The 11,302-nt window shown below is 71.3% G+C and carries 8 protein-coding genes; 2 read left to right on the top strand and 6 right to left on the bottom strand.

What is annotated here, in order from left to right:
* Positions 1-32: 32 nt before the first annotated feature.
* Together AruCF_RS12280 and AruCF_RS12285 are read right to left on the bottom strand one after the other, a co-directional pair.
* A complete protein-coding gene (locus AruCF_RS12280; protein WP_063568786.1) occupies positions 33-1,367 on the bottom strand; it encodes an MFS transporter in 1,335 nt (444 codons plus the stop codon).
* A gap of 68 nt (positions 1,368-1,435) precedes the next feature.
* Entirely contained in the window at positions 1,436-3,088 is a 1,653-nt protein-coding gene (locus tag AruCF_RS12285) for a GMC family oxidoreductase (protein WP_083036755.1), read from the bottom strand.
* 205 nt (positions 3,089-3,293) lie between these two features.
* Here AruCF_RS12285 and AruCF_RS12290 point away from each other — a divergent pair, with 205 nt between their 5' ends.
* Complete coding sequence (locus AruCF_RS12290; RefSeq protein WP_063568788.1) at positions 3,294-4,133, top strand: IclR family transcriptional regulator; 840 nt, start codon at positions 3,294-3,296, stop codon at positions 4,131-4,133.
* A gap of 80 nt (positions 4,134-4,213) precedes the next feature.
* On the opposite strand, the gene AruCF_RS12295 is transcribed toward AruCF_RS12290, so the two are convergent.
* The 3 genes from AruCF_RS12295 to AruCF_RS12305 are packed head-to-tail and all read right to left on the bottom strand — an operon-like array spanning position 4,214 to position 8,647.
* Positions 4,214-5,515 (bottom strand): MFS transporter, encoded by a 1,302-nt coding sequence (locus tag AruCF_RS12295; protein ID WP_083036756.1) that lies wholly within the window; start codon positions 5,513-5,515, stop codon positions 4,214-4,216.
* Entirely contained in the window at positions 5,512-6,534 is a 1,023-nt protein-coding gene (locus AruCF_RS12300) for a class I SAM-dependent methyltransferase (protein ID WP_063568790.1), read from the bottom strand. The genes AruCF_RS12295 and AruCF_RS12300 overlap by 4 nt, the downstream gene beginning before the upstream one ends.
* 22 nt (positions 6,535-6,556) lie before the next feature.
* The gene (locus tag AruCF_RS12305) at positions 6,557-8,647 is read right to left on the bottom strand and encodes a TonB-dependent receptor (RefSeq protein WP_083036758.1); all 2,091 of its coding nucleotides are present in this window, start codon (positions 8,645-8,647) and stop codon (positions 6,557-6,559) included.
* Between the two features lie 211 nt (positions 8,648-8,858).
* Between AruCF_RS12305 and AruCF_RS12310 the strand changes: the two genes are divergently transcribed.
* Positions 8,859-9,779, top strand: a complete 921-nt coding sequence (locus tag AruCF_RS12310; protein WP_083036760.1) for a helix-turn-helix transcriptional regulator — start codon at positions 8,859-8,861, stop codon at positions 9,777-9,779.
* A 123-nt stretch (positions 9,780-9,902) separates the two neighbouring features.
* On the opposite strand, the gene AruCF_RS12315 is transcribed toward AruCF_RS12310, so the two are convergent.
* Positions 9,903-11,078 carry a low temperature requirement protein A gene (locus tag AruCF_RS12315; RefSeq protein WP_063568792.1) on the bottom strand — a complete coding sequence of 392 codons (1,176 nt, stop codon included), beginning with the start codon at positions 11,076-11,078 and terminating at the stop codon, positions 9,903-9,905.
* Positions 11,079-11,302: the final 224 nt, after the last annotated feature.

An 11,302-nucleotide genomic window follows, 5' to 3' on the forward strand; every position in this document is an offset into this window, starting at 1 on the left:
GCCGCTGCCGGCCGCCGCCCGACGCGCCGGGCCTAGGCCTTGCGCAGCTTCGCGCCGGCAGGCGGCGCCGCGCCATCGCGCGCCGCGCTGCGCCCGCCGCGTCCGATCAGCCATGCGCACAGCGCCGAGACCACGCCCGAGAACAGCACGTACAGGCAGATCAGCCACGGCTGGCCATTGCCGGTCTTGAGCAGCGCGGTGGCGATGATGGGCGTGATGCCCGAGGCGAAGATGCCCGAGAACTGGTAGACGAACGAGATGCCGGTGTAGCGCACCTTGGCGTCGAACAGCTCGCAGAACAGCGCGGCCTCGGGCCCGTAGACGGCGGCGTAGAAGATGCCGAACGGAATGATGATGGCCAGCCACACCAGCATCACGCTGCCCTGGCTGTTGAGCATCAGCCAGAAGCCGGGGAAGGCGGCCACTGCCGTGATCAGCGACCCCCAGAAATACACCCGCGTGCGCCCGATGCGGTCGGACAGCCGGCCGAAGTAGGGGATGGTGAAGCACATCACCAGCGCCGCCGCCATCACCCCGGTCAGCGCCTCGGTCCGCGTGATCTGCAATGTCTGGGTCAGGTACGAGATCGAGAACACGCCGAAGACGTTGAAGAACACGCCGTCGATGTAACGCGCGCCCATGCCCTTGGCGACGTTGCCGGGATAGCGGCGGATCATGTCCATGAACGGGATGCGGCTTTCGGCGTTGTCGCGCTTGACCGCCGCGAACTCGGGCGTTTCCTTGATGTTCAGGCGGATGTACATGCCGACCCCGACCATCGCGGCCGAGGCCAGGAACGCCAGGCGCCAGCCCCAGGCCATGAACTGCGCGTCGGTCAGCAGCGTCGACAGCAGCGCCACCGTGCCGGACGCCAGGCACAGGCCGATCGCCAGGCCGATCTGCGGCAGCGAGGCGTAGTAGCCCTTTTTCCCCGGCGGGGCGTATTCGTAGGCCATCAGCACCGCGCCGCCCCATTCGCCGCCCAGGCCGATGCCCTGGAACACGCGCAACAGCAGCAGCAGGATCGGCGCCCACAGGCCGATACTGTCATAGGTGGGCACCAGGCCGATCAGGAAGGTCGACACGCCCATGATCATCAGCGTCATCACCAGCATGCTCTTTCGGCCGATGCGGTCGCCGAAATGGCCGAACACCAGCCCGCCCAGCGGCCGGGTGATGAAGCCCACCGCAAAGGTGGTGTAGGCCAGCATGGTCGAGATGAGCGGGTCGCCGGTGGGGAAGTACAGCTGGTTGAACACGATGCCGGCGACTACGCCGTACAGGAAGAAGTCGTACCACTCGATGGTGGCGCCGATCAGCGACGCGGCGACGACTTTTCTCACCGCGGTTTCGTTCTGCTTGGCCATGCCTGTCTCCTTTGGGGGAAGCGGGCGGCGCTCTGCGGCGCCGCTCCGCGGGTTGCGGTCAGTTCATGTCATGCCGCCTGTTGCAATGCCGGCTGCGCCTGCGCGCGCGGCCGCGCCGCGTGCAGGTCCTGCAGGATGAAGTCGGCCGCGCGCTCGGCCAGCATCACCACCGGCACGTTGGTGTTGCCCGAGACCAGCGTCGGCATGATGGAGCAATCCACCACCCGCAGTCCGCTCACGCCGTGCACCCGCAGGCGCTCGTCGACCACGGCCATGGGGTCTTCGCGCGGGCCCATTTTCGCGGTGCCCGACGGGTGGAAGATGGTCGCGCCGTACTCGCGGCAGAAGTGCAGGATCTCGTCGTCGCTCCGCACCTCGGGCCCGGGCCGGAATTCGCGCTTCATCAGGCCGGCCAGCGGTTCGGTGGCGGCCAGCCGGCGCGCGTACTTGACCGCCGCCACCGTCATGCGGCGGTCCAGCTCGGTGGACAGGTAGTTGGGCTGCATGGCGGGCGCCTCGAACGGATCGGCGCTGCGCAGCCGCACCGTGCCGCGCGAGGACGGCCGCAACTGGCACACCGAATAGGTGCAGCCCGAGAACGGATGCACCTTGCCGCCGGCCATGTCGGCCGACAGCGTGGCGAAATGGAACTGGGTGTCGGGTGTGGCGCTGGCCGGATCGACGCGGCAGAACAGGCCGCCCTGGTTGATGCCCACCGCCAGCGGGCCGCCGCGGAACAGCAGCCATTGCAGCCCCATCGCGGCGCGGCCGTGCAGGGTGCGCAGCTGGTCGTTGGTGGTGATGGGGCGGCGCGTCTCGTAGATGAGGCGGATCTGCAGGTGGTCCTGCAGGTTCTCGCCCACGCCGGGCAGGTCGCGCACCACGCCGATGCCGAAGCGCCGCAGCAACGCGGCCGGCCCCACACCCGACAGTTGCAGCAGTTGCGGCGATTGCAGCGCGCCGGCGCACAGGATCACCTCGCGGCGGGCGCGCAGGGTGCGCACCTGGCCGTCCTGACGGTAGCGCACGCCGCAGGCGCGGCTGCCCTCGAACAGGATCGCCATGGCATGCGCGCCGGTCTCCACCCGCAGGTTGGCGCGGCCGCGCGCCGGGCGCAGGTAGGCCACGGCGGTGGAGCAGCGGCGGCCGTTGCGGGTGGTCAGCTGGTAGTAGCCCACGCCTTCCTGGTCGCCGGTATTGAAGTCGCGCACGTGCGGCAGGCCGAGCGCGCCGGCGGCGCCGATCAGGCCTTCGACCAGCGGATGCGGCGTCTTGATGGAGGTGGCGTTCAGCGGCCCCTCGGTGCCGCGCGTGGCGGCGGCGCCAAGGTCGTTGTTTTCCAGCTTGCGGAAGTAGGGCAGGCAGTCGTCCCAGCGCCAGCCCGGGTTGCCGGCGGCGGCCCAGGCATCGTAGTCCTGGCGCTGGCCGCGGATGTAGATCAGGCCGTTGATGGCGCTGGAGCCGCCCAGCGTGCGGCCGCGCGGCCAGTAGATGCGGCGGTCCAGCATGTTGGGGTCGGGCTCGGTGTAGTAGCCCCAGTTCAGCACCTTGTGGAACATGGTCTTGCCGTAACCGATGGGGATGTGGATCCAGGGCGAGCGGTCCGGCGGCCCCGCCTCCAGCAGGCACACGCTGTGCTGGCCGCTGGCGCTGAGCCGGTTCGCCAGCACGCAGCCGGCGGAACCGGCCCCCACCACGATGTAGTCCACGGCATCGGACATGTCTGTTTCCTCCTTGGCCTGGCCGTGCCGTGACGCGGGGAGTCCCTCGTCCGGACGGCGCGTTTACCCTGCTTGCCGCGCCGCCGCGCACTTATATACTGGCCTGATGCGAGGGGGGCGCGGCGACGCGCAAAGGTTCCGTATCTGTGGCGATTCTAGGAAGCCGCCACGGGAAAGAAAGCGCGGCAAGCGCGGGAACGGGGAAATGGCACAGAACATGGATCTTCGGTTTCAAAATCGCAGTGCAGCATCGGCGCGGACGCCCGACGCCGACGAGCCGCAGGATGCCTCGCGTTCGCTGCGCGCGCTGCTGGTGCTGGACTATCTGGCCCGCGCCCAGCATCCGCCCACGCTGGCGCAACTGGCGCAGCGCCTGGACATGCCCAAGTCCACCCTGATGCGTTTGCTGGCGTCGATGCAGCGCGCGGGTTTCGTCGCTGCAACACCCACCGAAAACGGTTTCGTGCCGGGGCCGCAGGCCACCGCGCTGGCGCTGTCGACGCTGCACGCCTCGGCCTTCACGCGCGCCTGCCGCGCGGTGCTGGCGCAACTGGTCGGCAAGCTGGGCGAGACCTGCAATCTCACCGCGCCCGACGGCGACCAGGTGATCTACATGGAGCGGGTCGAAACCACCGAGCCGTTGCGCCTGTTCTTCGCGGTCGGCAGCCATGTGCCGATGCATTGCACCGCCAGCGGCAAGCTGTTCCTGGCGTCGATGAGCCGGCTGGAACGCGGCCGCGTGCTGGCCCGCCTGCCGCTGACGCGCAACACGCCGCGCACGCTGACCGACCCAGCGCGGCTGGAAGACGAACTGGAACGGCTGGCCACGCGCGGCATCGGCATCGACAACGAGGAGTTCGTGCGCGGCATGAGCGCGGTGGCGGTGCCGGTGCGCGACGCGCAGGACCGCGTGGTGGCGGCGGTGGCGTGCCATGCGCCCACCGCGCGGTTGATGCTCGACGACTTGCTGCGCGCGGTGCCGGTCTTGCAGGGCGCGGCGCAGTCGATGCGCGCGGTGCTGGCCGAGCACCGGCCGGGCGGTTGAGGGCGGCGGCGGGACGCCCGATGGCCGGCGCGGGCGACGCTTCTCTGAATCGAGCGACCGAGACCCGGTAACGCGAACCCCTAGCCCGGCAGCGCGGCCGCCCGCCGCCACGCCAGCGCCAGCACCGCCGCCGCGCCTGTCGTCAACGTTGCCAGCATCGCGACCGGACCGGCCGCATCGAGCAGGATCCCGGCGGCCAGCGGCGCGGCGATGCGCGTCAGTGCGAACAGGCTGGACTGGATGCCGTAGTCCAGCGCCTGCAGGCCCGGCCGCGCGTGCGACATCATCAGGCCGAACGCCAGGGCGGCGGTGGCGCCCATGGCCGCCGCCACCATCATGGCGCAGGCCGCCAGCACGGCCGGCGCCGCGTTCAGGCCGATTGCCAGCGTCAACGCCAGCAACGCGGCGGCCCCGGCGCCCGCATGCAGCCGCACCGCGGGGCCTGCGCCCAGGCGCTTGAGCAGCCGCGCGCCCGCGATGCTGGCCACGGCGCCGATCGCGCCGCCCGCGACGCCGACCAGCCAGGCCACGCGTTGCGGCGCCAGCCCCTGGTCCAGCAGCAGCGGCTTCAGATAGAACCAGCCGGCGCCGATGAAAGGGAACATGAGGGCCAGCAGCGGCAGCCAGCGGCGGCTGGCGGGCAGGCGCAGGTAAGCGATGGCCTTGCGTGGGGTCGAGGAGGCGTTGGCGGTAGGTAAGGGCGCGCAGGGTGGCTCCTGTGCGTCATCCCGCGTCGATGCGAAAGCCATGTCGACGTGCGCATCGCGCGGGGCGATCGCGCCGTCGTCGGCTCGCCCGGCATCCATGCTCTCCCGCAGCAGCAAGGTCAGCGCCGCGCCCAGCGCCAGCGCGCCCGCCATGATCAGGAACGGCGCCTGCCAGCCCCAGCGCGCCTGCGCCAGCAGCATCAGGCCGCCGCCGGCGATGGCGCCCAGGCACAGCGCCATCGAGCGGATGCCGCCCGCCGAGGCGCGGCCGGCCGCCGGCAACACGCGGATCGCCAACGCGTTGACGGGCACGTCGGCCCAGGTGCCGGCCAGCGCGGCGGCGGCCGCCAGCGCGAACAGCGTGGCGCCATCGTTCAACAGGTCGCGCCAGCCCAGCGCCAGCAGCACGACGGCGTAGGCCAGCAGCAGCGCCACCGTCCAGCGCCGATAACCGCACTGGCCCGCGCCGCGCCGGTCCAGCGGCATCGCCAGCAGGAACTTGAACACCGTCGGCAGGCTGGCCAGCTGGAACAGACCCAGGGCGGTGCCGGACCAGCCGTGCTGGCGCAGCACCAGCGGCAGGCCCAGCCACAGATAGACGCCCGGCGCGGTCAGCGCCAGGTTCAGCCAGCCGAACAGGGCCTGGGCCAGGCCGTGGCGCAGGCGCGGCGTCATGGCGCGGTCCGGCGCGCCGACAGCACATGCAGCGGCGCCAGCGGAAAGCGGTCGGAATCGAAACCGCGCACGTCGGCGAAGCCGGCGGCGCGCAGCGCTTGCGCCAACTGGCCCTGGCGCGTCACGCGCCGGCCCAGCAGCAGCATCGGCAGGTAATAGCGCAGCACGCGCGCGGCGGCCTCGGCGTCGCCCGGGACCTCGGCATGCGCCATCACCAGCAGCCCGCCCGGTGCAAGGGCGTCGTGCATCTTGCGGATCGTGGCGGCGGCGTCGGGCACGAAATGCAGCACCGACGAGCACCAGATCAGGTCGTAGCCGGCGCCGATATCGGCCGTGGCCAGGTCGCCGCCCACCGCCACCATGCGCGCCGCCAGCCCGGCGGCGGCGATGTTCTCGCGCGCCACGGCGGCGGTCTCGGGCCAGTCGAACACCACGCCGCTGGCCTGCGGGCGGTCCTGCACCAGCGCGATGCCGATGAGGCCCGGACCGCCGCCCAGGTCGAGGATGCGGCGCGCCGCGTCGGCGCCGGGCACGCAGGCGACCGCCTCGCGCGCCGCCGCCACGGCCAGGGCGCGTTGCTCCTGGCCGATCTGCACGCGCGCGGCGTTGGCCCAGGCGCCGGCCTCGGACGGGGCGGCGGGTGTTGCGGCGGGATCCTGGCGCAACCGTTGCATCAACTGCTCGCCGGACTGCGCCAGCGCGCGGCGCCGGTAGCGCCAGGCGTCGCCGCAGTAGTGGGGCCGTCCCGCCACGAAGTGGTCGCGCGCGGTGACCCCGCAGCGGTAGAGCGGCGGCTCGCCGGCGATGCGGTGCAGCAGGCGCAGGCTCCACAGCAGGTCCAGCAGGTGCTCGGCGGCGGCGGGGCGCAGCGCCAGCGCCTGCGCGACGTGCGCGGCGCTGGCCGGCGCGACGAGGTGCGCGAACAGGTCCAGTTCCAGGGCGGCGTCGAGCGCGGCGGTTTCGACCGGCGCGGCGGCCAGGTCCCAATAGCGTTGCAGGGGCAGGGGGGAAGTCGGCATGGCGTGTTCCTTGTGTTGACGATCAAAGGCGCCAGGTCAGGCGCAGGCCCACTTCGCGCGGCGGGCTGTAGACGGTGACGATGCCGTTCTGGTAGCCCACCGCGTCGTAGCGGCGGTTGGCGAGGTTGTTGACGTAGGCGGAGATTTCCACCTGTCGAACGGTGACGCCGGCGGCCAGGTTGACCAGCGCGTAGCCGTTGCGGCGGTAGCGGTTGGCGGCGTCCAGGTAGACCGGGCCGGTGCCGCTGAGCGAGGCCTGCGCGTACCAGCCGGCCGGGGCGTCGTAGCGCGCGGTCAGGTGGCCGTTCAGGCGCGGCGCGAACGGGTTCTGGTTGCCGCTGTAGTCGTTGGCGCCGTCGCGGAAGTGGCTGAAGCGGGTGCGGTTCAAGCCCAATCCGGCCTGCAACGACCAGCCCTGGCCCAGCAGGTATTCGAGCTCGAATTCCGCCCCGATCGAACGCGCCGACGCGGCGTTGGTGACGTACACCAGGCCCGGCAGCGGCATCTGCTGCACCTGCATGTTGTCGACCGTCATCACGTAGAACGCGGCGCCGTAGCGCAGGCGGTTGCCGGGCAGCCAGCCCTTGGCGCCGATCTCGTACGCGCGCAGCGTTTCCGGCTGGTAGGCGGCGTAGTCGGCGGCCGGCGAAAAAACGTTGTAGCCGCCGGCGCGAAAGCCATCCGCGACCGAGGCATAGACCTGCTGGCGCGGCGCGAAGGCGTATTGCAGCGCCAGCTTGGGCGTGACGCGGGTCCAGTCGGCGCGTCGCGCGCTGTCGCCTTGCGGCGTGAAGCGCACGGCGTCGCGTTCGACGCGGGCGCCGGCCTCCAGGGTCCAGCGCTCGGCCAGCGGGACGGTCCAGTGGGTGAAGGCGGCGCCGGACTGGCCGCGCAGCCGCACCACGCTTTCGGTCAGGCCGCGTGGCATCTTCTGGGTGTTGCGCAGGTCATGGTCGTCGCCGTCGGCGTACAGCCCCGCGAGCCAGTGGGCGCGGCCCAGCGCGCCCTCCAGCCGCAGCTCCTGCGACAGATTGCGGAAATGGTGGTCGCGGGCGATGTGCAGCAGGTCGGCGGGCTGGAAATCGGTGTCCTGCTGCACGCGGTCGCGCAGATCGTTCCAGGCCGTCACCGACGTCAGGCGCAGGCCGCCGTCCAGGTCGTGGCGCAGCGACAGCGACGCGCTGCGGCCGATGGACCGGTTCCAGCCCGGCGTGCCGGACGCCACGGCGGCGCGCGAGGCCGTGGGCGAGCCCCACAGCGCGGCGCCGTCGCGGTAGTTGATCTGCGCATAGCGCAAGGTGGCGTCGGTGCGCGCCGACGGCGTCCAGCGCAGCGCCAGCTTGCCGTTGCGCAGCTCGCGGTCGTCCTCGCGCCGGCCGGTGTAGGTGTTGTCGATGAAGCCGTCCTGGCCGCGCCAGGCGCCGGCCACGCTGGCGTAGAGCGTGTCGTCGACGATCGGCCCGCTCAGGTCGAAGCGCAGCATGCGCAGGTCGCGGCTGCCCACGGTGGTCGAGACGCTGCTGCGCAGGCTGTCGCCCGGCTGGCGGGTATGGACGTTGATGACGCCGGCTTCCGCGTTGCGGCCATAGAGCGCCGATTGCGGGCCGCGCAGCACTTCGACGCGGTCGATGTCCAGCAACTGGTCGTCGAAGCCCTGCGCCATCAGCGTGGGCACGCCGTCCACCACCAGCAGGGTCGAGGTCGAGAACGAAAAGAAGTTGGCCGACAGGCCGCGCATCACGGCCGCGTTGACGCCGGCCTGGCCGAACGGCTGGAACGTCAGGCCGGGCGTGATGCGCTGCAGGCCCTCCAGGTCGACGACGCCCTGGCTTTCGAGCATGTCGCCGTCGAACACCGACAGGCTGCCGGGCAGGGATTCGAGGGCGCGTTCCTGCTTGTCGGCGGTGACGGTGATGGCGGGCAGTTGCGCGGCGGCGGGGGAACCCGGCGTCGGCGCTGCGGAAGTCGTGGGTGGGGACGCGGAAGAAAGCGGTGCGGCAGGCGCGGCCGGACCGTCGGCCGGCTGCGCGGCGGTCTGCGCCAGCGCGGCGGGCGTGGCGCAAAGCCACAGCACAACCCAGGCGGCGCGAGGGTGGGGAAGAGGGCGATTCATCGGGATTCCTGTGCAAACAGTCACGGCGGCCGGACGCGCGGCCCCGTCCCGAAGATGGTATTTCCTTATGCGAACGCCTATCATTAGCATTCATATGCGGACCGGATGGATTCGTATGCATGCCGGCGCATCCGCGCCCGGGCCCATTCCCGGCTTCCGTCCCGGGGCCATCCCGGCCCCGTCCCGCCACCCGTCACCCGCCGTCGAAACCATGACCCTGCGCATCTCCGCCACGCTCGCCCAACCCGGTCCGGCCGCCCGTCCCGGCTGGTCGCGGCTGGCGCTGCCGGCGGACCTGGGCGAGTGCGTGGCCGACCGCCTGGACCTGGGCGAGGGCCTGGCCCTGGTGCATTCGCAATACACCCCCGTGCGCGACCTGATCGAGGAGAACGCCGCCGCGCATGGCGGGCGCACGCTGGTCATCACGCTGGCGCTGGGTGGGGTCTCCGCCTATCGCGGCGCCGATGGCGCCGAGCTGGATTTCCGCGGCGGCCAGACCACGGTGACGGCGTTTCGCCGTCACCTGGGCGAGCGCCGCTACCTGGGCGGCTGCACCGTCTCGCAACTGCGCCTGCTGGTGGGCGAGGCGGCGCTGCGCCGCTACGCCGGCCATGCCCAGGCCGAGGCGCTGTTCGGCGCCGGCGGCTTGCGGCGGCTGGCGCAGGGCCGCACCAGCGCCGAGCTGGCCGCCGTCGCGGCCGAGCTGGCGCGGGCCAGCGACCCGCTGGACATCCACATCAAGGCATTGACCCTGTTGTCACGCCAGTTGCGCGCGCTGGCGCCGGCGCCAGCGGCGGGCCGGTTCAGCCAGGCCGACATTGCCCGGCTGGAGCGGGCCCATGCGCTGATGCGCGAACAGATGGATCGCGAACTGACGGTGCAATACCTGTGCCTGGCGACCGGGTTGAATGAATTCAAGCTCAAGCAGGGCTTTCGCGCGTTGTACGGCAACAGCCCGATGCGGCTGCTGACCGAGATGCGCATGCGCCGCGCCTGGGAGTTGCTGGAGACCGGCTGCCAGGTGGCGCAGGCGGCGTACCGGGTCGGCTACCGCCACCCGGCCAATTTCAGCGCGGCCTTCACCCGCTTCCATGGCCGCGCGCCCAAGTCGGTGTTTGGCAAGCGGGGGTGATGCCATCGTTATCGGGGCGCGCAGGGCTGCTCGCTGCGCGTGCGTGTTGCCGAGACTTGTCCTGCCCGGCACGCCAGGCGCGGACGGGCTTGGGCCCGGTGACACGCCAGGATGACGCCCGCGTCAGTGCGCCACCCGCATCCGCCGCCGCGACACGCTTTCCCACCCGGCCACCAGCATCATGATCAACGTCGTCAGCCCGCCAACCATCAGGTTGTCGGTGACGAACGCGATCGGCGCCAGGATGGCCAGCAGCACCAGCCCCGCCACATGCGAGAGCGGGAAGCGGCCATACACCACTGTCTTGTAGATGCCGTTGCCCAGCAGGTACAGCGCCGGGCCGCCGAGCAGCGCGGCGGCGGCCGCCGTGACGATGCGGCCGTCCGGATGCAGGATGACCAGTTCGTTGGCCACCGCCGAGACGATCACGCCCGCGATCAGGATCACATGCACGTAGTGGAAGTAGGCCCCGACCCGGCCCGGATCGGCGTGGTGGGCGATGGCCTCGCTGCCGTCCTTGCTGCTGGTGTCGAAATACACCCACCACATCGCCGCCGTTCCCAGGAACGCGGCCAGCAGCGCGATCAGGGTAGGGATGTCCCAGTGCGGGTGCTCGCCCAGCGTGGCGCCGGTGATCAGCAGGGTCTCGCCCAGCGCCACGATCACGAACAGCTGGCAGCGCTCGGCCAGGTGGCCGCCCTCGATGGTCCATTCGCGGGTGCTGGAGCGGCCCAGGCCGGGCAGCCAGAAGCCGGCCATGGGCGAAAAATACTCGGCGGCCACCGCCACGATCCACAACGCCAGCCGCGTATCGCCCGAGGCCAATCCGCCGGCGATCCAGAACACCGCCGAGATGCACAGCCAGCCCAGCATGCGGCGGAAATTCGGCGCCAGCGGATGCGACGGCCCCAGGTGCAGCACCACGAACAAGGTGCGGCCCACCTGGATCAGCACGTAGCAGATCGCGAAGATCAGCCCGTTTTCGCCAAAGGCGCCCGGCAGCACCGCCGCCGCCACCAGCCCGGCCAGCATCACCGCGAACAGCATCAGCCGCATCGGCACCGCGTCGGGATCGAACCAGTTGGTGACCCAGCAGGTGTATTGCCAGCCCAGCCACACCGCGAACCACAGCACCAGCGTGTGCAGCGCGCCCATCAGGGTCAGGTCGTGCAGCAGGCTGTGGGATAGTTGAGTGACCGCGAAGACGTACACCAGGTCGAAGAACAGCTCGACGAAGGTGACGCGGGCCTCATGGCCGTCGCGGTCGCGCAGCAGATGGGCGCTGGCAAGGAATGTCATGGCGGCGCTTCCTGTCCGGTGGAGGGGCGTCGCCAGATTACTCCCGGCCTTGACGGCCAATCGTAAAGAATTCAAAAGACGTGGCGCGGCCGCGACGCCTCAGTGGCCGGCCGGCGCGTCGCCGCGTCCGCCCAGCTCGCGGTTGCGCGAGCGCACCAGCGCGGCGGCCAGCGCCGCCGCCACGGCCGCGATCACCGCGCCCGCCAGGAAGGTCACGCGATAGC

The sequence above is a fragment of the Achromobacter ruhlandii genome, assembly GCF_002082135.1.
Classification (GTDB): Bacteria; Pseudomonadota; Gammaproteobacteria; order Burkholderiales; family Burkholderiaceae_B; genus Achromobacter; species Achromobacter ruhlandii.